Genomic DNA, 25,013 nt, shown 5'->3' on the forward strand with positions numbered 1-25,013 from the left:
TTTGTATAATATTGCAAAAGAAGACCTGGTTTTCCCAAATCTTCTCTTCAAATTATTCAACTGTTACTGATTTCGCCAAATTACGTGGTTTATCAACATCCAAACCGCGTTGCAATGTCGCATAGTAAGCAATCAACTGTGTTGGTACAACCATAGCAATCGCTGATAAGAATGGATGAACGGTCGTAACAGTGATGTCATCTTCTTCCTTAGCTACTGCTTCGTCTACAATTGTCAAGACATTGGCACCACGCGCTACTACTTCTTGAATATTACCACGTGTATGACTTGCTAGATGTGGATGATTTGAAATCAAGGCCAAGACTGGAACACCGTCTTCAATCAAGGAAATGGTACCGTGTTTCAATTCACCAGCCGCAAAGCCTTCACATTGGATGTATGAAATTTCTTTCAATTTCAAGCTGGCTTCCATAGATACATAGTAGTCACTTCCACGGCCGATGTAAAATGCATTACGAGTTGTAGCTAATAATTTTTCCACTTTTTCCGCAATTAGGTCTTTTTCTGACAAGCTAGCCTCGATGGATTGAGCTACGATGGACAATTCATGCACCAAATCAAAATCTTTTGCGAAGGCATTTCCATTTGCATCACCGACAGCCTTAGCCAAAACAGCCAAGGTAGCAATTTGGGCAGTATAGGCTTTTGTAGAAGCTACAGCAATTTCTGGTCCTGCATGGAGCAACATGGTGTAAGTTGCTTCGCGTGACAATGTAGAGCCTGGTACATTGGTCACTGTCAAGCTTGGAATGCCCATTTCATTAGCTTTAACCAATACCTGACGGCTATCAGCAGTTTCACCTGACTGGCTAATCATGACAAAGAGTGGCTTTTTGCTCAAAAGCGGCATATTGTAGCCCCACTCAGATGAAATTCCCAATTCTACTGGTGTATCTGTCAATTTTTCCAAGAAGTCTTTTGAGGCAAATCCTGCGTGATAGGAAGTTCCAGCAGCCAAGATATAGATACGGTCAGCTTCTTGTACTGCCTTAATAATATCCGCATCAACTGTTACCTGACCAGCTTCATTAGTATATGCGCTAATCAATTTACGCATAACAGTTGGTTGCTCGTCGATTTCCTTTAGCATGTAGTATGGATAAGTTCCCTTACCAATATCTGACAAATCAAGCTCAGCTGTATAACTACCACGTTCAATCGCATTGCCATCATAGTCCATGACTTCAACACTATCTTTTTTCACGATAACCAATTCCTTATCGTGAATTTCCATATATTCACTTGTCTCACGAATCATAGCCATGGCATCTGAGCAAACCATGTTGTACCCATCACCAAGACCAATCAAAAGTGGAGATTTATTTTTGGCAACATAGATAGTATCTGCATCCGTAGCATCAATCAAGGCAAAGGCGTATGAACCTTGAATAATCTTCAATGCTTTTTTGAAGGCTTCTAGAGTTGACAAACCTTCCTCAACAAATTGACCAATCAAATGCACAGCAATCTCAGTATCTGTCTGACCTTTCAAGTCATGACCTGCAAGATACTCTTCCTTGATTTCTGCATAGTTTTCAATCACACCGTTGTGAACAAGGATATGTCCAGCAGTTTGAGAAGTGTGAGGGTGAGCGTTGTTCTCAGTTGGTTTTCCGTGTGTTGCCCAACGAGTATGACCAATCCCTGTTGTACCTTCGGTCTTATCGCCAATTTTTGCTGATAGTTCAGCAATGCGACCAACTGCTTTCACTAGGTGAGCTTGCTCTCCACCCGTGATAAAAATACCAGCTGAATCATAACCACGGTATTCTAATTTTTCAAGTCCTTGAATCAAAATATCAGTTGCATTTGTATTTCCTACAACGCCAACGATTCCACACATACTAGTAACCTAAGATGTTAATTAACATTTTCTTTCATTATATTTTCAAAATTGGTATAGTCAAATTTTTATCCAACAAACCAGTAAAAACAGTATACAATACGCATTTCTGTTTGTCAACAAAAATAATTGGTATAGTCCTATTTTGGAAATTGAAATGAAAGAAAAAGACTAGTTATCACTAACTAATCCAGTTTCAATAAATCCAAAATTCGACAACGGACTGATTCTAAATGTAAGACGTCCAACTATCTCTTTTCTTGAAATTAGTCCGAAGGATCTGCTATCCTCTTTATTTGTCCGATTATCATTTAAAACCAAGAAATAATCTTTTGGTATCACTTGATATTCCCCATTTGTTATCGTTGCAATTGTTAAATCCTCTGTATAATACTCTTGAAATTGAGGAGTTTTTAAATAGGTCTCATCCACAACAACCTCGTTTCGATACAACACATCATCCATATAGGTAACAGTTTCACCCGACATTGCAATGACACGACTAACATACTGCTGTCCATCATGATTGTACAAAATAAAATCACCATGCTCAATCGTTGCATTCTTAAAGGCAATGATTGAATCATTTTCATGCAAATAATGATTTGAATCCTCTTTGGTAATCGTTACTGGTTCAAAAAACCAAACACGTAAACCCAATATACCCAAAACGAGTAATAGCAATAGTAGAATATGCTTTACAAAATCTCTTTTTACCATAATCTCTCCATTCCCTCTAATTATACCATACTTCAAACTATTTCGTTTACAAGATAATGGTAAATCTCCTCAGCTATGACTTGATTGCCTAATGGCGTTAAATGAAGGCCATCACTATAATATTCTAAATGTCCCTTCGTTAAAGGATAAAGATTTATCACAGGTAATGTTAGCTCATTTCCAATTTGTTGGATTATTTTTTGTAACTCATCTTCAATAATTTGATTGTTCAACCCAAAGCGACTGGTTGGGACGAAAGGTGGAATAACAAGATATACATCTGGCTGACTTGAAAGATTAGCATAACGCTCTGCCATTTCTTTATACTCCCGGATAAACCGTTCTCTATTCCAATAAGGCGCTCGGCTGTCATTACTGCCTATCATGATGATCACTATGTCCGCTTCGCTCTCAAGTGAAAGTTGGGCATTCTTCTCTTTAAAGTAAGGAAAATCTGCAGTTGACTGAAGTGAACGCCCACTCAATCCGTAATTTGAAACTTGATAGTGATGCCCAAGTTTCTCAGCTAGAATACAAGGATAGGCATCTTTTTCACGATTCTCCAAGCCATATCCATAGGTCAAACTATCTCCGACTGTTGCAACTTTTACGGCCCCACTCCCAACTGTCAGGACCTCAGGATACATAATTTCTGACACACAAACTCCTCAAATTTTCTTATTTTCTATTGTATCATGTTGAAAAAAATAAATAAACTTATGAATTTGTGATATAATTAACTTATGAAAAAACAAGTTATTATTATAGGCGGAGGAATAGTCGGTTCAACAGCTGCATTCTATCTCTCCCAAGACGAACAAGTTAATCTTACTCTCATTGATTCAGGTATTGGAACAGCCACACGAGCTGCCGCAGGTATCATCTGCCCATGGATGGCTCAGAAAAAAAATAAAGACTGGTACAAGCTGACTTCCGATGGTGCTGTTTTCTACCGTCAATTGGTAGCCGATTTGGAAAAATCGGGTGCTACTGAAATTCCATTCAAACAGACTGGAACCATCGGCCTAAAAAGTAAGCCTGAACTACTTGATAAAATCCAAAAAATTGCCGAGGAACGTCGCATAGATACTCCGACTATTGGCGAAATTACTCCGCTTATAGGCTCGGAAATTAACCAATACCTGCCACAACTTAAACCAGACTATTTTGGTATTCATTTAGAAGGTGGCGGTCGTATAGATGGTGGGCGTTTAATTGATATTCTTCAAGAGCAAGTGTTAAAAAATGGCGGAGCACTTCTACAAGGACAGGCAAAACTGTTAGATGCCAATACTGTCGAAGTAGATAATCAAGTGATTCCTGCTGACCATATTATCTTAGCCACAGGGGCATGGTTGCCACATATTCTTGAACCTCTTGGTTATCAAGTGGATGTTCGACCACAAAAAGGACAATTGTTTGAATTAGATACAGAATTCGATACAGATAATTGGCCAGTTTGTATGCCTTACGGAGAGATTGACATTCTACCATTTGAAAATGGAAAAATCATTATTGGTGCAACTCATGAAGATGATATGGGGTACGATTTAGAACTAGACCCTGAAAAAATCCAAGCCATGCATGATAAAATAGCTGAATTCATGCCTGATTTGGCAAACTATCCTGTAGCCAGAACTCGCATTGGAACGCGCGCCTATACTTCAACTTATTCTCCATTCTACGGAAATATTGAGGATATGCCCAATGTCTGGGTAGCTAGTGGTCTAGGCTCTACTGGTTTAACAAATGGGCCAATTATCGGTTGGCAAATCGCAAATGAAATTCTTGGATACGACACAAACTTTGACCGTACACCATACTCACCTAATAATTATATAAAAAGAGTCAAGAACTAGCCTTTGACTCTTTTATTTTCAATTTATTTAATAAATCCGGGATATGACTCGGTCAAACACTTACAAAAAAGTACTTTTCTACCTCTTTGAATAAGTTTTATGACTTTTAAAATGCCAATAATAATTGCTCTAATTACTACAGGAGTCTCAGTAAGATGCAAGCCAAGATATCCTTGAAAACTCCATTTTTGAAACTATATTTTTCTAGCAAATGGAAAGTGGTCTATTTTTTTCTGACAAATCTCAACAAAATAGCGATGAACATCCAAAGAATCAGTTACTTCAGGATGAAAAGCTAATCCAATTTGATTACCGTAACGAACCCCGACAATTTTCCCTTCAACCTTAGCTAATACTTCTACCTGTTCAGCAATTTTCTCGATGTATGGAGCTCGAATAAAGGTGAGAGGAATAGTACCGATTCCTTTGAATTCACCTTGCACGGCAAATGATCCTAGTTGACGTCCATAGGCATTGCGTTTGACTATAACGGGTAAGGTCGCCAGATGTTGTTGGTCATCGTTAGATAAATGCTCAGCCAATAATATTAAACCAGCACATATTCCCATTACTGGTAAACCAGACGCTATTTTTTCTCTCAAAATTTCTAATAAACCTAATTCTCTCAACAACTTCCCTTGGACTGTTGATTCTCCGCCTGGGATAATAAGCCCGTCCAGTTCATTTTCCAAATCTGAAAGCTGCCTAATTTCAAAAGAAGGGATACCTAAGCGAGCTAAGCACTTCTCATGTTCAATAAAAGCACCTTGCAGTGCTAAAACTCCAATTTTCATCCTTACCCCCGTTTAAATACCTCTTTCAGCCATTAAAAGTTCAATTTCACCTTCGTTTATACCAACCATTGCTTCACCTAAGTTTTCTGACAAGCTTGCAATTAATTTTGCATCTCTGAAATTTGTTACAGCTTGAACAATAGCTGCCGCTCGTTTAGCTGGATTCCCAGACTTGAAAATTCCTGAACCAACAAATACGCCTTCTGCGCCTAGTTGCATCATCAAGGCTGCATCAGCGGGTGTGGCAACACCTCCAGCCGCGAAATTAACAACAGGCAATTTATGGTTGTCATGGACATATTTCACCAAATCGTATGATACCTGCAAATCTTTTGCCGCTTGATACAATTCATCTTCTGATAACGATGATAAACGATTGATTTCTTGGTTTAGCTTTCGCATATGACGAACTGCTTGCACAATGTCACCTGTTCCTGGCTCCCCTTTAGTCCTTATCATGCTAGCTCCCTCTTGAATGCGACGAAGAGCTTCCCCTAAATCTTTCGCACCACAAACAAAAGGAACATCAAACTGATTTTTATCAATATGAAAAACATCATCAGCAGGAGACAATACTTCACTTTCGTCAATATAATCAATGTCAATGGCCTGTAAAATTTGTGCTTCAACAAAGTGTCCTATTCGTACCTTTGCCATAACTGGTATTGAAACAGCATCTTGGATTCCCTTAATCATCGCTGGGTCGCTCATTCGTGACACTCCACCAGCTGCCCGAATATCTGCTGGAATGCGCTCCAATGCCATGACAGCACATGCTCCCGCTTCTTCAGCAATACGAGCCTGTTCTGGCGTTGTAACATCCATAATGACCCCACCTTTAAGCATCTGCGCTAGTTGCTTGTTCAAATCAAAACGTTGGTTTACCATAAAATCCTCCTAAAAATCAGCAGATATCATCCCTCTCAGTAAAACATACTTTTTATAGTTTTACCTCTGTGAATTATCTACCTAATATTTACTTTTTATTTAAGATTTATTATAATTAAAACTGACTTGATTTAAATAATCATTTTAAAACTTTTTTGTAAGGTCAGATTGTTAACTATGCTTACTTATTCACTACACACCTCCTCCAAAATTCCTTTATATGAGCAACTCTATCAAGCTATAAAAACTGATATTTTAGAAGGAAAACTCAAAGCCAATGAAAAACTTCCTTCAAAGCGCAATTTTTCAAAACATCTCGGAATTTCAGTGGTCACTATTGAGACGAGCTACCAACAACTTCAAGCCGAAGGATTGATTTACAGTCTCCCCAAAAAAGGCTTTTTTGTAGCACAAATTCAAGTACAAAGGGTTAAGTCTGAAAAAAGGATAAGATTAGTTTCAGATTTAAATCTAAGGTCAGAATATCCCAAAACAAAATTCAATCTGGGATCTAACCAAATTAATCCAGAAACCTTTCCATTTGCGACATGGTCAAAATTACTACGTTCAGTACTTAATGACAATCAAGAACAACTTGTAGAACCTTCTCCTAGTCAGGGAGTTCTGGAACTTCGACAAGCCATCGCCACACACCTCAATGCTTACAGAGGTATGGCTGTCGATCCGCAGCAAATTGTCATAGGTGCTGGAACAGACTATCTCTACCTTCTTCTTATCCAGCTTTTGGGGCCAGAAAAGACTGTAGCTATTGAAAATCCTGGCTATCCCAAAATTAAGAAAATCTATGAACAATTTTAAGTTAGCTATCAGTTTCTGCCTGTCCAGAAAGATGGGATCGATTTAGCTAGTCTAAATAAAAGCACAGCAGACATTGTTCACATCTCTCCATCACATCAATTTCCAACTGGAGCAATTTTACCAATCAGCAAACGCTATGAACTCCTTGCTTGGGCAAGCCAAAAGAAAGATCGTTTCATTATTGAAGATGATTTTGATAGTGAATTTCGTTTTGGCGGCAAGCCGCTACCTAGCCTTCAAGAAATTGATCATTCTGATAGGGTCATCTATATCAACACATTCAGTAAAAGCCTAGTTTCGACACTTCGGATTAGTTACATGATTTTACCTCCCCAACTCTTACCTCTTTTCCAAGAAAGACTTGACTTGTATTCTAATACCGTGTCTAATCTGGAGCAATATACTCTGGCAAAATTTATTAAAGACGGTTACTTCGAAAAACACCTCAATCGAATGCGACTATATTACCAAAGGAAACGAGATGATGTCATCAAAAACTTCAAAGAAAGTTCCTTGTCAGAGCACATTTCAATCATAAATAGCTCATCTGGACTTCACTTTATCATAAAAATGAAAACGACAATACCCGAACACACTATTTGCCATAGAGCACTTGAGCATGACCTCTCACTAATACCTGTTTCTTTCTTCTATCATGAGGAAAATACCCTCTGGTCAAATTGTTTCATTGTCAATTATAGCAACATCAAATCAGTGGATATTACCAATATTATCAGTATTCTGGAAAATATTCTTCAAGAGAAATGAAAAATTAGCAAATTACACAAACATATTTTAAAAAATAAAAACCTACTGTACAACGAATAATCGTTGATACAATAGGCTTTTTCTTTATAGATTATTTTACAGTGCGAACACGCATAGTGTTTGTTGAACCTGATACACCTACTGGTACACCAGCAACAATCACAATATTATCACCTGATTCAACAAGACCTTGCTCTAATGCAACTTTTTCAGCCAATTCAAACATATCATCAGTTGAGTCTGGTTTTTCAGTTACAACTGGGATAACACCCCAAGTTACCATCAATGATTTTTGAACTTTTTCTGTGAAAGTAATTGCAAGAATATCTGCATCTGGGCGGTATTTAGAAATTTGACGAGCTGAGAAACCAGTTTCCGTCACAGTTACCACCAATTTGATGTTCATTGAATGACAAGCATCTTTAACTGCAGATGCGATAACTTCAGTTTTAGAAGCACGGTTAAAGTGATCTGAATTCAAACGACCGTATTCATTCAACAATGTTTGAGCATTCTTGGCAATAGTTGCCATTGTGCGTACTGATTCAACTGGGTATTTACCATTTGCTGACTCACCAGAAAGCATTGTAGCATCTGTACCATCAATAACTGCGTTGAACACGTCTGAAACTTCTGAACGAGTAGCACGTGGTTTTTCAGTCATTGTTTCCAACATGTTTGTTGCAGTAATGACTGCTTTACCAGCCGCATTCACTTTAGTAATAATCATTTTTTGGTACACTGGAACCATTTCGAATGGTACTTCGATACCCATATCACCACGAGCAATCATGATACCATCTGCTGCTTCGATGATTTCGTCGATGTTGTCGATACCTTGTTGGTTTTCGATTTTCGCAAACAATTGAACATGATCGTTACCAGTTTCTTTACAGATGTTACGAACTTCTTCAACGTCTTTCGCAGTACGTACAAATGAAATTGCGATGAAGTTCAAACCTTGTTCCAAACCGAAACGGATGTCCGCATTGTCACGTTCAGCAAGCGCTGGGAAAGGAATTTTAGTATAAGGAATGTTTACACCTTTTTGTTTTGCGATAACACCATCATTTTCAACACCAACGATGAACTCACGTGTTTCTTCATCTTTAGCAATAACAGTCAATCCAAGTTTACCATCGTCGACAAGAATTTGTTTACCAACTTCAACGTCGTCGAATACATCAAGACCACCAGCGACGTTCAAAGCAATCACTTCTTTAGTTGATTTGATGCCTTGTTTTGTTGCTACACGCAATTGGTCACCAGTTGTATAAGAATACTCTTTTGCCTCACCTTCAAAAAGCTCTGTACGAATTTCAGGACCTTTTGTATCCAACAAGAAAGCTACTTTTTTACCAGCAATTTCTTCGGCGCGACGTACAGTTGCCATACGTTCACCTTGCTCTTGGTGGTCACCATGTGAGAAGTTGAAACGGAATACGTTAGCACCTTCAGTAATCAATTGAGCAATTTTTTGAGCAGATGCTTCAACATCTAATTTTTCGCCCCAGTAACCATCGTCACCAAATTTTTTTCCACCGCGGATTTCTACCGCAGGACCAAGGGTTGCAACAATTTTCACACGTTTGTTCATCTTAACAAAACTCCTTTTATTTTTATGGTCTTATGACCCTAAATTAACACTATAAAACAACGCTACTTTAAATAGACAAGTTACGGTTTAAATCAGCCATTTCCAAATCTGCTTTGTGCGGATTATTTACAACAATCTTACCGTCAGCAGTCAAGCTGAACAGGGCACCTTCTTCTGCAGTTCCTAGAATTGGGTTTTCTACCATTTGTTCATTGCGGATACCTACTGCAAGGCCACCACGACCTTCTTTCAATAGTTTAACCGCATGAGCTCCCATACGAGATGCAAGTACACGATCGCGTGCTGTTGGTGAACCACCACGCTGAATATGACCGAGTTCAGTCACACGAAGATCGCTAGTATCACCAGCTGCCTTCAACTCTTCAGCAAATTTCGCAGCAGGCATAACTCCTTCAGCCAAGACAATAATGCTATGCTTCTTACCATTTTCGTAGCCAGCTTTAATACGCTCTACAATTTCACTGATATTATACTCTTCTTCTGGAACCACGATGACATCAGCACCAGATGCAATACCAGCCCAAAGAGCGATATCACCTGCATGTCGACCCATTACTTCGACAACAAAGGTGCGTCGGTGACTTGAAGAAGTGTCACGGATCTTATCAATTGCTTCCATAGCTGTAGTTACAGCTGTATCAAAACCGATTGTAAAATCTGTACCGACGATATCATTATCAATTGTTCCCGGAAGACCAATAGCTGGGAAACCATGTTCTGTTAAGCGCATTGCACCATGGTAAGAACCGTCACCACCAATGACCACTACACCTTCAATACCATGTTTTTTCAATTGCTCAATCCCTTTAAGTTGCCCTTCTAATTTGGCAAATTCTGGATAGCGAGCAGAACCAAGGAATGTTCCTCCACGTGAAATTACATCACCAACAGAACGCGCAGACAATTCATGGATATCACCCGCAACCATACCTGCGTAACCTTCATTGATTCCATAAACTTCCATTCCTTCTGAAATTGCTTGGCGAACAACTGCACGAATAGCAGCGTTCATACCAGGGGCATCACCACCACTGGTCAAAACAGCAATACGTTTCATTCGTTTATGCTCCTTTAACTTTTCATTTTAACTGCCCTATTATAACATACTTAAGATAAACTTGCTTGACTTTTTGCTAATTTTTTATCGAAAAATCGCTTTCATAACAAATTCTGCCAATTCTTCTTCTAATTGAGGCGTTTTCATTACCAAATATGTCTCAGCTTGAATTGTCTGATTACTATCTTGATAGTGTAGAACAACGGGAATCGTTCCCCTATGTTTTTCTAAAATGCGAGCAATTGCAAAATCATTTTCTTTGTTTTCTAACAATATCCAAAGTTTTTCTTGTGCGACCAATTCTAAATAATCCAGCACGAGTTGGTGTTGATTATCCCGTTCCTGAACCCTTCCTGTCAAATAACAAATGACATTCTCTTTTAATAACGATTGATATTTTCTATAAGTTTCAGGAAATAGAGTAACATCCAATTTCTGTTTTGTATCGGTTACTTGTAGAAAAGCCATTTGCTCCCCAGTTTTTTTCGTACGAATAATTCTTACAGATTGAATTTGCACTAATACAGTTTCTTTATTTCCAACTACTAAATCTGCAATCTCTGTCAGTTGATGGGTAGAATGCTTCCTTAGAGCTATCAGTGGGTGCGGACTAATTCCAACCCCAACAATTTCTTGCTCCATCGTATACTTTTCAATATCACTATAATCATCTACGTCTTTCCAACTATATGCCTCTTCAGCAAAAAATGTTCCGAATGCTTCAGCAAATACAAATAAATTCTCTAAATTCTCAATGATTTTTTTTCTATTCGTTTCAAATTCATCAAATAATCCAAGTTGAATCAGCGGTAACAACTGTTCTTTTTTTCTAAACTGAGTTGGCAAACGCAATATAAAATCTTCAACGGTTTTAAAGGGCCGATTTTCCAGTATCCATATTGCGAAATCTTTGGATAAACCTTTTACAGTTTTTAAACCCATGTAGATTTTATCTTGCTCAAATTTATCATGGTAAGGAATGGTATTGATGTACAATGGGGCAATCTGAAATTCGAATTGCAAGGCATCATGAATATAAGCTACATTCGAATAATTCAACATCACTTCAAAAAATACATCTGGATAATGAGTTTTAAAATAAGCCATCTGAAAGGCAAGGGCTGAATAAGCATAAGCATGACTTCTATTAAAACCGTAGCCAGCAAACTTGGCCATCATCGCAAAAATATCTTTGGCTTTTGACTTCTCATGGCCATTCTTTTCAGCCCCTATTAAAAAATCAGCCTCCATCGCTTGCATTTCCTGAGCATTTTTCTTAGACATGGCTCGACGGAGCAAGTCGGCTTTCCCAAGCGTAAATCCAGCATACACTTGAGCAATCTGCATGACCTGTTCTTGATAAAGCATAATCCCGTAGGTCGGTTCAAGTATAGAAGCAATTGATGGATCTAACAAGACGACTGCTTCTTTGCCCTGTTTTCGTTGAACAAAATTCTCTGAATAATCACTCGCACCAGGACGGTTCAAACTTGTAGTAGCTACGATATCCTCAAAACGAGTAGGTTTTACACGTTTTAATAAGCTAATGGCACCTGGCTGTTCAAATTGAAAAATACCTTTGGTCAGCCCTTTGGCAAATAATTCTAAAGTTGCCGAATCCTCCAAATCAATTGCAGCAATATCAATCGTTTTATTATATTTCTTCTTGACCAATTCCGCCATTTTCTGAACAAATGTCAGGTTTCTTAACCCCAGAAAATCCATCTTTAGAAGTCCATTAGCTTCAACCGCGTGAGCATCATACTGTGTTATCAGCATATCGTCGCCGATTTTTAATGGAATAGTATCCGTCAAGTCCTCGTCACTAACCACAACACCAGCAGCATGAATTGATGTTTGCCTTGGCTGGCCTTCAATTTGTCTAGCAATAGCAAAGGCTTTTTGATACTCTATTTTACTATTGATGATTTGGCGAAATGCGGCGTTTCTCTGATAAGCGGACTCCAGACTATCACGAAAAGATATTTTTTTAGTAATATTGGTCAGTTCATATTCCGGTGTTCCAAAACGCTTAAAGACATCGCGGATAGCTTGCTTGGCTCCAAAAGTAGAATAGGTCACAATTTGAGCTGCATGCGTCGTACCATAGCGATCACGAACATAACGGATAAAATCCGAGCGATGGACATCCGGTATATCAATATCTATATCGGGCATAGAATAGCGTTCACTATTTAGAAACCGTTCAAATAGCAAGTTGTGTTTGACAGGATCAATACCTGTAATATTTAATGCATAAGCAACCAAACTTCCTACAGCTGATCCGCGTCCCATTCCCATATAGTAACCCTGGCTACGACCAAATCGAAGTAAATCCCATACAATCAGGAAATAATCATCAAATCCCATCTGATGAATGATGGCCAATTCCTTATCCAAACGTTCTTGATAAAGGGGGAAATCCAATTGTTTTTCCACTAAGCCTGCCTGTGCTTTTTCTCTCAATTCCTCAACTGCAGGTCGCTGACGATTAAATCGAGGAAGTTTAACCGTTTTATCAAGATGATAAGAAACATTCTCCACTAATTGTGCAAGATTGGAGATTGCCTGAGGATATCGGTCCATGAAGCTCATCGTTAATCTTTCAGCAGATAGTAAAACTTGCTGGTGTTCAATTTCGTTTACTTGATTAAGAGGAATGTTGTCTCTGATAGCACGTAAAACTTGAAGACTCTCTAGTTGATTTTCTTGAAAATAACGCACTGTATGTAACGGAAGGACAGGATGGTCAAAAGACTGAACTGGTGTATCTGAATAAATACCTATATAATAGTCTACCCCCAAATCAAGTTTATCGACACCATCTTTAAAAGGGACAATAACTGCAATATCTTGAAGGTATTGACGAATCGAATCAAAATCATCTTGACCTGTCATTTTTGCGGTAGAGATTTTCATCAGGTTTTGGTAACCCTTTGTCGATAATGCGATCAGTTTCGTTAAAATTTCTGATTGGCCGTTATTATATTTCCAGTCCAATTCACAACCAATGATGGGTCTGAGCCCTTCTTTTTGACAGGTTTCCAAAAATCCATATGCAGCGTACAAAGAATGAATATCCATGATTCCTATAGTCTGATAGCCAAGATTTTTTGCACGTTTAACGTATTCTTCAATTGTAACCATGCTATCCATAAAGGTATAGACGGTTTTTGTATCTAATTGCGCTAGCATGGTGTTCTCCTTTTATTATTATATACATTATACCAAAAATATCGATACCACGCATTTCGTGGTTCGGTAATTCCAAAATTCAAAGTTCAAGTTTTACAACCTATCTTCACCTTATTTTCAATTCAAAAATCATTCTAACCTCATATTTCTTGTCAAAAATACATCTTGATAAAACTTTTCTCTTGCAGTCCAAGAATTTTTGTTGTATTATGTATATAGAACAAAAATACAAACATAACCTAACCTATAGAGAGGCACTAATCATGGCTTGGAAATTTGATAATAACATCCCAATATACATCCAGATAAGTAATACCATAAAATTACAAATAGTAACAAACCAATTAAAATCAGGAGACAAACTTCCTACTGTCCGAGATTTAGCTGAGACTGCTGGTGTAAACCCCAACACAGTCCAACGGGCCTTGTCTGACTTAGAAACAGAAGGATTCGTTTACTCCGTTAGAACCACTGGCAGATATGTGACAGATAACGACGAACTAATCCGGCGAACTCGTCTCCGATTAGCACAGAATGAATTAGATAATTTTGTTACAAATATGCTTGATTTAGGTTTCAAGCAAGACGAATTAGTTAAACAACTAGATGATTTCTTGAAGGGAGTTTCTTATGAATAATGCGTTTACACTGGTCGAGTTACAACAAGTTTCCAAGTCATATGGAGGTGCTGTCGCACTGAACAATGTTAACTTGAAATTACCAGCTGGAAAAATAATTGGCTTGTTAGGTCCAAATGGTTCAGGAAAAACAACCATGATTAAGATTATCAACGGCTTACTTCAACCTGAGTATGGTCAAGTTCTCATTAATGGTCGTACCCCCTCACCAGAAACAAAAGCTATCGTTTCCTATCTTCCAGATACTACCTATTTGGACGAACAAATGAAAGTAATTGAAGCTGTACATTTTTTTGCAGATTTTTACAAAGATTTTGATATGGAACGTGCCTGCACCCTCTTAGCGGAGTTGCAAATTGATTTGAATAGTCGAATGAAACATCTCTCAAAAGGGAACAAAGAAAAAGTTCAATTGATATTAGTTATGAGTCGACAAGCGCAATTGTATGTATTAGATGAACCAATTGGCGGAGTTGATCCTGCAGCACGTGATTATATTTTACGTACGATTGTCAATAATTATTCTCCGACGGCTTCCGTTATCATCTCTACTCATTTAATTGCTGATGTTGAACAAATATTAGATGAAGTCATTTTCCTACAGTACGGTAGTGTTATCCGACAAGGGAACGTAGATGATTTGAGAATTGAAACAGGAGAATCTATTGATTCACTCTTCCGTCAAGATTTTAAAGCAGAACATGTAAGGGGATTGTAATGTTTAAAAAACTATTAAAATATGAATTCAAATCCGTTGGAAAATGGTATTTAGGAATCTACTTGGGAGTCATTATTCTTTCAGTCGTATTAGGTTTTTGGATACAGGCTTTGGTATTAAAATCAACTACATCTGCTGTGAATACTGCAAATGCAGAAATGTTCCTTTTCGGTACTTCATCAATGGTATTCGGTATTCTAATTGCAGCGCTCTTTCTATCAACTTTCGTTCTGGTCATCAACCGTTTTAGAAGCAATATTTACGGAAGACAAGGATACTTAACCATGACTCTTCCTGTCAATAGTCACCAACTGATCCTTAGTAAACTAGTTGCCTCTTTAGTATGGTACTTCTTGGCAGGAATAACTGCTCTCCTAGCTATTGGAATAGTAATCAGTTTCGTGCTTATGTCAACGAATGAATTATTAATTCCTGAACTGCAATACGTGTTTCAGCAAGTTGATATCGGTGTATTCATCGCATATGCTCTTAGTACATTGATTGAGAGTATAAGGGGAATCCTACTTATCTACTTCTCTATTTCAGTTGGTCAACTATTTCGAGATCATCGATTACTATTTGCCATTTTAACTTACATCGGTATCAGTATTTTGTCAGGCTCAATCAGTATGTTCTATTATATCAACCAAGGAGATGTATATGCAGAGACTATTAGCTCTTTATATCCAAATCCGTTCTTTGTATTATTAAATATTGTCTTGGCCTTTGGTTATTACTTTGGTACCCATTATATCATGACCAAGAAGTTGAACTTACAATAATAAAAAGCTCTTCCCATGTCACTCGGACGTGGTCTAGAGCTTTCTTTTTACAGGTTATTGTTGGTAGGCTAGCGAAAGAAAGCGTAACAATTTTTCCTTTTCTTTCTCGCTAGCAAAACTTGCATGAATGGCGTGACGATTAAATTGATAAAAATCTTCTTTAGTTGTACCGAAATGTTCGACAAACAGCTGGTACTCTTTATTTAAGTTTGTATTTGAAACGGTTCGATTATCGGTATTGATTGTGATTTTTGCTCCCGCCTCTATCAGTTGAAAATAAGGAAAGCTTGCTAGTGATGAGGCAGCTCCAGTTTGGAGGTTTGAGGTTAGACACATTTCGACCGTTGCTCCACTATGAATAAGTTCCTGAATAACCTCCGGGTTCTTATAGAGGGCGGTTCCGTGTCCAATCCTCTTAATACCGAGTGCCAGAGCATGAGCAACATTGGTCACACAGCCACATTCACCAGCATGAAATGTAATAGGGTAGGCCAAGGATTGTGTAAATTGGATAAGCTCTTCTAAATCCTCCGTTGGATATTCTGCCTCATTTCCTGCAAAATCAAAACCAACTAAGCCTTTAGGGGCCAAATCTGCAATAGCTGAAAAGATTTCTTTAGTCTGACTTGGATTGGTTTGTTTTAATCCACAGACCAATAATTTAGCCATTATATGAAAATCTTTCTGAGCGCGCTCTAATCCTGCCAAAACTGATTCTACGGCCTCTAGGACAGTGAGACCTCCATCCGCTGATAACTCTGGTGCAAAACGAATTTCAATATACAAAATGTTATCCATTGCAGCTTGTTGCACAACATCGTACGCAGCTAATTCGAGAGCCTCAGAAGTTTGTAACAGTGGACGAATAAAATCAAACTTTTTCAAATAGGTCATCAAACTATCCACCTTACCATCAACACTAACTAGCTGACGTAATTCATTATCTTTTTCTGGGAGAGAGATACCAGCTAATTGAGCAAGTTTTCGAATAAGTGAAAGCGACAAAGAACCATCTAGATGACAATGCAACTCGGCTTTGGCTAATTTCTGAACATTCAATAGTATTTCCATCTCTTTCATGAGTATATTGTCACTTATCATACCACATTTTACTTAAAAATCAAGTTGTATGTATCGAAAAATGAACGTTGCGTTGGAAAGACTCGTTTGAAAAATAAAAAAAGAACGATTTAAAATCGTTCTTGCAATACGGAAGACATGGGATTCGAACCCACGCACGCTGTTACACGCCTACCGCGTTTCCAACACGGCCTCTTGAGCCTCTTGAGTAATCTTCCATATATGGAGCTGGTGGGAGTCGAACCCACGTCCAAACACCTGCTAACTTATTCGTCTACAACCATAGGTTATGTCTTACTTTAACTTGGACTTGATACATAACTCAAACCGAGTACAAGCGAGTCAGTAAATCTCTTTTGGAACAGCCTAACTCAATTCCAACGTAGCTTGTAAAATTAAGACCAATCAACAAACACAAGCAATTTGCGAATGGTCACGCAGGCAGGTTATTAAGCTGCTAATGCGTAAGAATTTGTATTTTTTGCAGTTATATTTAACTGGCATTTTTACATCTGCCGATGAGTTGCAGAACAAGCCTCATAATGCCTGTCGAATCCGTAACAACCCCGTGGGTTAGATACGAGAGTTATTATATCAGATTCTTGAACGAATTGCAAAAAAAATTTATTTATGTTCCTAAATTTTAATTACAAAAGAAATATGGTAGAATGAAATTATGTATAAATTTTTTCAAAAAACAATCCAAGTCCTCAGTGTCTTGACCCTGATTGGAACAGCTATATTCCTTTTTTGGCTTTACAAAATCGGAATTTTAAATGATCAGAATGCATTATCCAATTTATTACAAAATCAAGGTGTCTATGGCAGCTTAACTTTCATAGGATTACAAATTATTCAAGTTGTTTTCCCTATCATTCCTGGTGGGGTAACAACTGTCGTTGGTTTCCTTGTCTTTAAATTTTGGTGGGGTTTCATCCTAAATTACATTGGTATAAATATTGGAAGTATTATTTTATTCTGGCTCGCTCGGAGATATGGTAAAAAATTCTGTCTCTTATTTATGAACGAGGAAACGTTCGATAAACATGAAAAGAAAGTTGAGAACAAGCGAGGTTATGAAATATTCTTCGTTTTCTGTATGTTATTACCTTTCACTCCAGCCGATATTGTTGTGATGATTTCTGGACTGACAAGCATGAGCTATCGGAAGTTCATTTCGATTATCCTAATCTGTCGACCATTTTCCATCATTGCATACAGCTATTTTTGGATTTACGGCAGCTACTGGTTGCAACATTTTTTGAAATAAAAAACTTGGTTCAATCAACCAAGTTTTTTTAGTATTATAAAGAATTCTTTCTCCTTCTTATACTCAATGAAAATCAAAAATAGCCTAGGAAACGAAGCCGATGATAGAACTGGAGTTCATCAAGGCAAGTTGACAACGGATAATTTTGATTTTCGAAGAGTATTATTCCGAAATACGTCGATACATATGCGGTCTGCGGTCTCTAAAGAGTCCCCAATCCAAACGTTCTCGCGCTCCCTTATCCAAATCATACGTTGCAAGCAAGACAACTTCTTCATCACGTCCAGCCTTGGTCAAAATGTCTCCTGTTTCATCTGTCAAGAAAGAGGAGCCATAGAAACGCAAGCTAGAAGACTGGCTTCCATTTTCGTCAGATGGCTGCACCTCTTCCAAGCCAATTCGGTTAGCTGCAATAACTGGCATGATATTGGCCGCAGAGTGCCCTTGCATGGTCCGTTGCCAATGTCCTTGGCTATCTGTATCCAAAATCGGCTCCGAACCAATAGCTGTTGGATAAAAGAGCAATTCTGCTCCATTCAGTGCCAAACAGCGAGCTGTTTCTGGAAACCATTGGTCCCAACAAATGCCAATACCAATCTTAGCGTAACGTGTTTCCCAGACCTTGAATCCAGTATTTCCCGGTGTGAAGTAAAACTTCTCCTGATAATAATGGTCATCAGGAATATGAGTCTTACGATAAACTCCCAAAACACTTCCATCCGCATCAATAACTGCAATGGAATTATAGAGGCTATTTCCATCTTTTTCATAGAAGGAAATAGGTAAGACAACCTGTAATTCCTTGGCAATAGGAATAAAGTGCTGAACAGCATCATTCTCCTCTACAGACTTGGCATAGTTATAATAATCATACTGGCGTTCTTGACAAAAATAAGGACGCTCAAAGAGTTCAGGCAGGAGAATAATCTGCGCTCCCTGACCAGCAGCCTGTCTGACCAAACGCTCTGCAGTCGCCAGATTTTCAGCTAAAACATGACTGCATTGCATTTGAACAGCAGCAACAGTAACATTTCTCATTTTTTTGATCCTTTTCATAAATTCATGATGGGCAATTCAACGACGTCGTATCAGGGACATTTAGCCCCATATAATGGAATTTGCTGGGTGATACAGTGAATATTCCCACCTCCTAGCAGGATGTCGCGGGCTGGTATGCCGACGACTTTTCTGGTTGGAAAAAGCTGCGCTAGGAGATGCAGTGCCTGCGCATCATGCTCATCATCAAACTGGGGCACTAAAACCGCACCGTTGCTGACGTAAAAATTCACATAGGAAGCTGCCAAGCGTTCGCCAGCAGTCCGTTCTTCTTCCCCTTCTTCATAGATATAGCCTGGCAAATCCTCTTCTATTACTAGAATAGGATGTTTTGGAATTGGCAGTTTATGGACAGTCAACTTTCTGCCCTTAGCATCTACTTGCTCATCCAAGTAGTCCAAATCAGCTTTGGACATAGCATATTGGGGGTCTGCCTCATCATCAGTCCAGGCTAAAACGATCTCGGCTGGACCAACAAAGGCCGCAACATTGTCCACATGTTCATTGGTTTCATCATTGAAAATTCCGTATGGAAGCCAGATAACCTTTTCAGCACCAAGACTATCTAGAAGCACTTGCTCAATCTGGTCCTTGGTCAGATGAGGATTGCGGCCTGGGCTCAGTAAACAGGATTCTGTCACCAAGATGGTTCCCTCACCGTCGCTATGGATGGCTCCTCCTTCTAGGACAAAGGGATGGGCATCGTGGACTGGCAGACCGATGGCCTGACTAAAGCGACTAGCCACCTGATCATCTGCCTCATAGTCCTGATAAAGACCATCATAGCTTCCGCCCCAAGCGTTAAAGGCCCAATCGACAGACAAAGCTCTGCCATTTTCATGGACCAAAACCGTCGGACCTGTGTCACGCGCCCAAGCGTCGTTGGTAGGGATGTCCAGGTAGGCAATGCCAGCCCCCAGCATGGATTGGGCCTCCTCACGGTGTACCTCATCGACCAAGAGATAGACCTGCTCGCTTTCAGCAATGGTTTTAATGACCTGGCTGAAGGCTTTTTTTGCCCCCTGACCATCAAAGGGCCAGGATCCTGGCCGAGTCGGCCACACCATTAGGGTACCGTGATGGGGCTCATACTCAGCAGGCATACGGTAACCCGCTGCTTTTGGACTTTCTATCATGACAACCTCCCCTTGAAATCTTCATAGCCAAAGCTTTTGATAATCCGACAGTCGCCTGTCTGATCCATCAAAACCAAACTTGGCAGACCGATGCCGTTGAAGGTATTGTTTTTTACAAAGGAATAGATAGCCATATCTTCAAAATAGAGTTTGTCACCAATCTCCACAGGCTTTTCAAAGGAATAATCGCCGATGATGTCGCCCGTCAGACAAGTATTGGAAGACAGTCTGTAAGTATAGTCCTTCTCCCCAGCTTCAAAGCCGTTTCGTAGTGGTGGGCGATAGGGCATTTCCAAGACATCTGGCATATGGCAAGTAGCCGATGCATCTAACACAAGCGTCTCAATGCCATTTTCGACAATGTCTAAAACTTCTGTCACCAAATAGCCCGCATTGAGGGCAATGGCTTCACCAGGCTCAATGTAGACTTCTAATCCATAGGTTTCCTGCATGTGCTGGATAGAGGAAATCAGCAAGTCCAGATCATAATCCTCTCTGGTCACATGATGGCCTCCGCCCATATTGAGCCATTTAATACGGTGTAGATAGGGACTGAATTTGGCCTCAACAGCATCCAAGGTTGTTTTCAAATCATCCGAATTTTGCTCACAGAGGGTATGGAAATGCAGACCATCCACCAAGTCCAGCAGGTCTGCTGAAAACTGGTCAATACGAACACCGAAGCGAGAACCTGCTGCGCAGGGATCATAGAGGGCATGGTCACCTTGGGTCGAGCACTCTGGATTAATCCGCAGGCCAACACTGACTCCTGCTGCTCGGCATTTGTCCACGTGCTTGCGGAGTTGGCGTTCGGAGTTAAAGACGATGTGGTCCGCAATTTCCAAAATCTCCTCCAAATCCGCATCCTTGAAGGCTGGAGCAAAGACATGGACTTCGCCCCCAAACTCTTCACGACCTAATTTGGCTTCATAGAGTCCTGATGCAGTTGTACCAGCTAGGTATTGGCTGATAAGGGGATAGGTGGCGTACATAGAAAAGGCTTTTTGAGCCAAGAGGACCTTACAGCCTGTGCGATCTTGGACCGACTTAAGAATTTCTAAATTGTTGACCAGCTTGGCTTCGTCAATGACATAGGCTGGTGTTGGGACTTGATCGATTCTCATCTAGTCCACCAAAACTGGATTTTCTATTACTTGCCAAGGCAATCCGTATTGATTGAGCAAGTCCATGAATGGATCTGGATCCAATTCTTCCAAGTTATATACACCTGGTTTTTTCCAAGTTCCGTCCATGACTAGCTTGGTTCCAATCATAGCAGGAACACCAGTTGTGTAGGAAATAGCCTGGGAACCGACCTCTTTGTAGCACTCTTGGTGGTCACAAACATTGTAGATGTAGATAGTCTTCTCCACGCCGTCCTTGACCCCTGTGAAAATACAACCAATATTGGTTTTCCCAACAGTACGTGGGCCAAGGCTGGCAGGATCAGGCAAGAGGGCTTTGAGGAATTGAATAGGCACTACTTCTTGTCCATTAAAGTTGATTGGGTCAGTCCGCAAGAGACCAACATTTTCCAAGCATTTCATGTGAGTCAAGTAGGATTGACCGAAGGTCATAAAGAAGCGAATCCGCTTCACCCCTGGAATATTTTTAGCTAGGGATTCAATTTCTTCATGGTGGAGAAGATACATGTCTTTCTGACCCACTTCTGGGAAATCATATTCTCGCTTGATGGACATGGCTTCGACTTCCACCCATTTTCCATTTTCCCAGTAGGAACCTGGTGCTGAAACCTCACGCAAGTTGATTTCAGGGTTAAAGTTGGTCGCAAATGGATAACCATGGTCTCCCCCATTACAATCTAAGATATCGATATAGTGGATTTCATCGAAATAGTGTTTCAATGCGTAAGCAGAAAATACACTGGTCACACCTGGATCAAATCCGGAGCCCAAAAGTGCTGTCAGCCCTGCTTGTTCAAAACGCTCCTTATAAGCCCACTGCCATGAGTAATCAAAGTAGGCTGTAAATCCTTCTTCTTCACAACGTTTTTCGTAAATAGCACGCCATTCAGGATTTTCAGTATCTTCACTTTCATAATTGGCTGTATCAATGTAGTCCACACCAGTCGCCAAGCAAGCGTCCATGATGGTCAAATCTTGATATGGGAGGGCAACGTTCAAAACAGCTTTTGGTTGGTAGCTTTCAATCAAGGCAATCACTTCTTCTACTTTGTCCGCATCCACTTGGGCAGTTTCAATTTTTACGGAAGTTTTTCCTTCTAAGGCAGCCTTCAAATCATCACACTTTGACTTGGTACGGCTGGCAATCATGACCTCTTTGAAAGTATCTTCTGCCTGACACACCTTGCTGATGGCAACTTGGGCTACACCTCCGCAACCAATGACTAATAAACGACTCATTTTCTTTTCTCCTCTTCTTCTAAAATGTCTTCTACATAGCGGGGCAAGAGAAATGCTCCCACATGAAGGTTAGCTGTATAATATTCTGTAAAAAGCTCGCGCGCTTTCCATTTTTCCTTATCATAATCTTCAATTGGATGGTATTTTTTAGAAGCAAATCCAAATAACCAATAACCTGCTGCTGAAGTTGGGATATGGGCTTGATAGACACGACTAATGGGAAATGATTGACTAGCCTTGCGATGCATGGAACGAAAAGCCGACTCATCTTCATCATAGAATGGGGAACCATGTTGGTAGACCATAATGCCATCTTCCTTCAAAGCCCTATATGCATTACCATAAAATTCCTTGGTAAACAACCCTTCCGTGTGTCCAAATGGATCTGTCGCATCATTGATGATAATGTCATATTCATTTTCACAATTGCGCAAGAACCGCAAACCGTCCTGCAAATAGACCTCTACACGCTCATCTTCAAGTCCTGATGCATAGTCAGGGAAATACTGACGACACACTTCAACAAGTAGTTCATCTGGCTCTACAACGTCAATACGTTCGATTTCAGGATACATACTGAGAACTTGAGCAACTCCACCGTCTCCACCACCTAAAATCAAAATTTTCTTAGGATTTGGATGAACTGCCATTGGTACATGTACTGCCATCTCATTGTAGACAAAGTCATCAGCATCCGAGAATAAAACACGACCATTAAGGGTTAATATTTTTCCAAAGGCTGGCGAGTCCAACACAGCTATATCTTGGTATTCGCTTTTTCCAGCATAAAGTTGTTGACTGGTGCGAATGGACAATTTTACATCAGGTGTTTGAACTTCTGAAAACCACATTTCCATGCCTATTTCTCCTTAATAACATTGATAAAATTAACATCCGGATCTTCTGTTCCTTGAACAGAACAGCCACGTTCCTTGGCAAAAATAATATAATCGACAATTTCTTGGGTCACTCGTTCACCTGGTGCCAAAAGCGGAATGCCAGGCGGGTAGCACATAACAAATTCCCCACAAACCTGTCCAACAGCTTCTTGTAGCGAGAGACTCTCACGTTCTGCGTAAAATGCTTGCTGAGGGGATAAGACCAATTGAGGCTGGATGTATTCCCCTGAAATTAAATCAGAACCATCACGTGAATACAGGCGCTTAATATCCGCTAAAGCACCCACCAATCGCTCAATATCTTGCAAACGGTCACCAATTGAAATATAGGCCAAGATATTTCCAATATCACCAAATTCAATCTGAATATCATATTCATCTCGCAGAAGATCGTAGACTTCGATACCAGTTAAGCCAATGCCTTGTGTGTAAATAGAAAGTTTCGTCACATCAAAATCATACACAGACTGTCCATCAATCAATTCTTTCGAATAGGCATAATAACCACCAATTGCATTGATTTCTCTACGGGCATATTCAGCCATTTCAATGACTTTTTCAAAAGACTCTTTCCCACGGAGTGCTAGATTTCTCCTTGAAATATCTAAGCTAGACAAGAGTAAGTAAGATGCTGAGGTAGACTGAGTTAAGTTGATAATTTGACGAACATATTCAACATTCATTTCAGGTCCTACCAACAACAGGGAACTCTGTGTCAAACTACCACCTGATTTATGCATGGAAACCGCAGCCATATCGGCACCAGCATCCATTGCGGATAAAGGAAGTTGATCAGAAAAATGCAAGTGAGCCCCATGAGCCTCATCTACTAGAACTTTCATACCAGCGTTATGGGCCATCTTAGTGAGAGTTTTAACATCCGAACAAATACCATAATAAGTTGGATTATTTATCAAAACTGCAACTGCATCTGGATGCTCATCAATCGCCCTTGCAAAAGCGTCGTTCTCCAGTCCAAGAGCGATTCCAATCCTTGGCTGAACGGTCATATCAACATAAACAGGAATAGCCCCACATAAAACCAAGGCATTCAAGGCAGATTTATGAACATTTCGAGGAAGGATAATTTTATCCCCTGCCTTACATGTTGCTAAAATCATGGTCTGAACAGAAGATGTAGTTCCTCCAACCATAAGAAAAGCATGACTGGCCCCAAAAGCTTCTGCTGCCAATTCTTCTGCTTCACGAATGATCGAAACAGGATGGCCTAAATTATCTAAGGGTTTCATGGAATTGACATCAATGCCAACACACTTCTCACCTAGAAGCTCAACAAGCTCTGGATTACCGCGTCCCCGTTTATGACCCGGAACATCAAAAGGAACTATCCGTTTGCGTCTTAATTTGACCAATCCCTCATAAATAGGGGCCTGGTGTTGATTTTTCATGTAGAAAAACTCCTTTGCTTTTACTTATAGTACAACATCTTATCTTTGCCCTTTTTAAA

The 25,013-nt window shown here is 39.7% G+C and carries 20 protein-coding genes, 1 tRNA gene, 1 other RNA gene and 1 pseudogene; 6 read left to right on the forward strand and 17 right to left on the reverse strand.

The features are described from left to right. Positions 1 to 52: 52 nt before the first annotated feature. From glmS to K6V43_RS01135, 3 genes are all read right to left on the reverse strand, one after another. Positions 53 to 1,864 (reverse strand): glutamine--fructose-6-phosphate transaminase (isomerizing), encoded by a 1,812-nt coding sequence (gene glmS / locus K6V43_RS01125; RefSeq protein WP_222381159.1) that lies wholly within the window; start codon positions 1,862 to 1,864, stop codon positions 53 to 55. A 171-nt stretch (positions 1,865 to 2,035) separates the two neighbouring features. After that, positions 2,036 to 2,584 carry a signal peptidase I gene (gene lepB / locus K6V43_RS01130; protein WP_222381160.1) on the reverse strand — a complete coding sequence of 183 codons (549 nt, stop codon included), beginning with the start codon at positions 2,582 to 2,584 and terminating at the stop codon, positions 2,036 to 2,038. 32 nt (positions 2,585 to 2,616) lie between these two features. After that, positions 2,617 to 3,243 (reverse strand): GDSL-type esterase/lipase family protein, encoded by a 627-nt coding sequence (locus K6V43_RS01135; RefSeq protein ID WP_222381162.1) that lies wholly within the window; start codon positions 3,241 to 3,243, stop codon positions 2,617 to 2,619. Positions 3,244 to 3,327: 84 nt separating this feature from the next. On the opposite strand from K6V43_RS01135, the gene K6V43_RS01140 reads away from it, so the two are divergent. Further along, the gene (locus K6V43_RS01140; protein WP_222381164.1) at positions 3,328 to 4,443 is read left to right on the forward strand and encodes an NAD(P)/FAD-dependent oxidoreductase; all 1,116 of its coding nucleotides are present in this window, start codon (positions 3,328 to 3,330) and stop codon (positions 4,441 to 4,443) included. Positions 4,444 to 4,637: 194 nt separating this feature from the next. Here K6V43_RS01140 and pdxT read toward each other — a convergent pair whose 3' ends face one another. After that, on the reverse strand, positions 4,638 to 5,237 hold the full coding sequence (pdxT, locus tag K6V43_RS01145; RefSeq protein ID WP_222381165.1) for a pyridoxal 5'-phosphate synthase glutaminase subunit PdxT: 600 nt from the start codon (positions 5,235 to 5,237) through the stop codon (positions 4,638 to 4,640). 12 nt (positions 5,238 to 5,249) lie between these two features. Then, the gene (gene pdxS / locus K6V43_RS01150) at positions 5,250 to 6,125 is read right to left on the reverse strand and encodes a pyridoxal 5'-phosphate synthase lyase subunit PdxS (protein WP_222381167.1); all 876 of its coding nucleotides are present in this window, start codon (positions 6,123 to 6,125) and stop codon (positions 5,250 to 5,252) included. A 177-nt stretch (positions 6,126 to 6,302) separates the two neighbouring features. Here pdxS and pdxR point away from each other — a divergent pair. Beyond that, a pseudogene (gene pdxR, locus K6V43_RS01155) lies at positions 6,303 to 7,712 on the forward strand (MocR-like pyridoxine biosynthesis transcription factor PdxR). 91 nt (positions 7,713 to 7,803) lie between these two features. Here the strand turns inward: pdxR and pyk are convergent. From pyk to K6V43_RS01170, 3 genes are all read right to left on the reverse strand, one after another. After that, the gene (pyk, locus tag K6V43_RS01160; protein ID WP_222381168.1) at positions 7,804 to 9,309 is read right to left on the reverse strand and encodes a pyruvate kinase; all 1,506 of its coding nucleotides are present in this window, start codon (positions 9,307 to 9,309) and stop codon (positions 7,804 to 7,806) included. Between the two features lie 67 nt (positions 9,310 to 9,376). Beyond that, positions 9,377 to 10,387, reverse strand: a complete 1,011-nt coding sequence (gene pfkA / locus K6V43_RS01165) for a 6-phosphofructokinase (protein ID WP_024405068.1) — start codon at positions 10,385 to 10,387, stop codon at positions 9,377 to 9,379. An 84-nt stretch (positions 10,388 to 10,471) separates the two neighbouring features. Then, on the reverse strand, positions 10,472 to 13,582 hold the full coding sequence (locus K6V43_RS01170) for a DNA polymerase III subunit alpha (RefSeq protein WP_222381170.1): 3,111 nt from the start codon (positions 13,580 to 13,582) through the stop codon (positions 10,472 to 10,474). Positions 13,583 to 13,845: 263 nt separating this feature from the next. Between K6V43_RS01170 and K6V43_RS01175 the strand changes: the two genes are divergently transcribed. Genes K6V43_RS01175 through K6V43_RS01185 form a run of 3 tightly spaced genes read left to right on the forward strand, consistent with a single transcriptional unit; the run spans position 13,846 to position 15,720 of the window. Next, entirely contained in the window at positions 13,846 to 14,220 is a 375-nt protein-coding gene (locus K6V43_RS01175; RefSeq protein ID WP_024396256.1) for a GntR family transcriptional regulator, read from the forward strand. Beyond that, complete coding sequence (locus K6V43_RS01180; protein ID WP_024396257.1) at positions 14,213 to 14,938, forward strand: ABC transporter ATP-binding protein; 726 nt, start codon at positions 14,213 to 14,215, stop codon at positions 14,936 to 14,938. The genes K6V43_RS01175 and K6V43_RS01180 overlap by 8 nt, the downstream gene beginning before the upstream one ends. Continuing rightward, positions 14,938 to 15,720, forward strand: a complete 783-nt coding sequence (locus tag K6V43_RS01185) for a hypothetical protein (protein WP_024396258.1) — start codon at positions 14,938 to 14,940, stop codon at positions 15,718 to 15,720. The genes K6V43_RS01180 and K6V43_RS01185 overlap by 1 nt, the downstream gene beginning before the upstream one ends. Positions 15,721 to 15,774: 54 nt before the next feature. Here the strand turns inward: K6V43_RS01185 and add are convergent, their stop codons facing one another. The 3 genes from add to ssrA form a co-directional block, all read right to left on the reverse strand. After that, positions 15,775 to 16,791: an adenosine deaminase gene (gene add / locus K6V43_RS01190; RefSeq protein WP_222381208.1), complete on the reverse strand. Its 1,017-nt coding sequence runs from the start codon at positions 16,789 to 16,791 to the stop codon at positions 15,775 to 15,777. Between the two features lie 139 nt (positions 16,792 to 16,930). Continuing rightward, positions 16,931 to 17,018: transfer RNA gene (locus K6V43_RS01195), tRNA-Ser, on the reverse strand. Between the two features lie 2 nt (positions 17,019 to 17,020). Next, positions 17,021 to 17,368, reverse strand: a transfer-messenger RNA (tmRNA) gene (gene ssrA / locus K6V43_RS01200). A 108-nt stretch (positions 17,369 to 17,476) separates the two neighbouring features. Here ssrA and K6V43_RS01205 point away from each other — a divergent pair. Further along, positions 17,477 to 18,070 carry a TVP38/TMEM64 family protein gene (locus tag K6V43_RS01205; protein ID WP_172007173.1) on the forward strand — a complete coding sequence of 198 codons (594 nt, stop codon included), beginning with the start codon at positions 17,477 to 17,479 and terminating at the stop codon, positions 18,068 to 18,070. Positions 18,071 to 18,232: 162 nt separating this feature from the next. On the opposite strand, the gene aguB is transcribed toward K6V43_RS01205, so the two are convergent. Genes aguB through K6V43_RS01235 form a run of 6 tightly spaced genes read right to left on the reverse strand, consistent with a single transcriptional unit; the run spans position 18,233 to position 24,954 of the window. Continuing rightward, entirely contained in the window at positions 18,233 to 19,108 is an 876-nt protein-coding gene (aguB, locus tag K6V43_RS01210; protein WP_222381209.1) for an N-carbamoylputrescine amidase, read from the reverse strand. Positions 19,109 to 19,158: 50 nt separating this feature from the next. Next, a complete protein-coding gene (gene aguA / locus K6V43_RS01215; protein ID WP_222381172.1) occupies positions 19,159 to 20,262 on the reverse strand; it encodes an agmatine deiminase in 1,104 nt (367 codons plus the stop codon). Beyond that, positions 20,259 to 21,386 carry a carboxynorspermidine decarboxylase gene (nspC, locus tag K6V43_RS01220; protein ID WP_222381177.1) on the reverse strand — a complete coding sequence of 376 codons (1,128 nt, stop codon included), beginning with the start codon at positions 21,384 to 21,386 and terminating at the stop codon, positions 20,259 to 20,261. The genes aguA and nspC overlap by 4 nt, the downstream gene beginning before the upstream one ends. Next, positions 21,387 to 22,646 carry a saccharopine dehydrogenase family protein gene (locus tag K6V43_RS01225; protein ID WP_222381178.1) on the reverse strand — a complete coding sequence of 420 codons (1,260 nt, stop codon included), beginning with the start codon at positions 22,644 to 22,646 and terminating at the stop codon, positions 21,387 to 21,389. It abuts the gene before it with no gap. Continuing rightward, positions 22,643 to 23,503 (reverse strand): polyamine aminopropyltransferase, encoded by an 861-nt coding sequence (gene speE, locus K6V43_RS01230; protein WP_024392685.1) that lies wholly within the window; start codon positions 23,501 to 23,503, stop codon positions 22,643 to 22,645. Before speE ends, K6V43_RS01225 begins: the two co-directional genes overlap by 4 nt. 2 nt (positions 23,504 to 23,505) lie before the next feature. Next, a complete protein-coding gene (locus K6V43_RS01235) occupies positions 23,506 to 24,954 on the reverse strand; it encodes an aminotransferase class I/II-fold pyridoxal phosphate-dependent enzyme (RefSeq protein WP_222381179.1) in 1,449 nt (482 codons plus the stop codon). Positions 24,955 to 25,013 lie beyond the last annotated feature (59 nt).

This window comes from Streptococcus suis (genome assembly GCF_019794615.1).
Lineage (GTDB): Bacteria > Bacillota > Bacilli > Lactobacillales > Streptococcaceae > Streptococcus > Streptococcus suis_AI.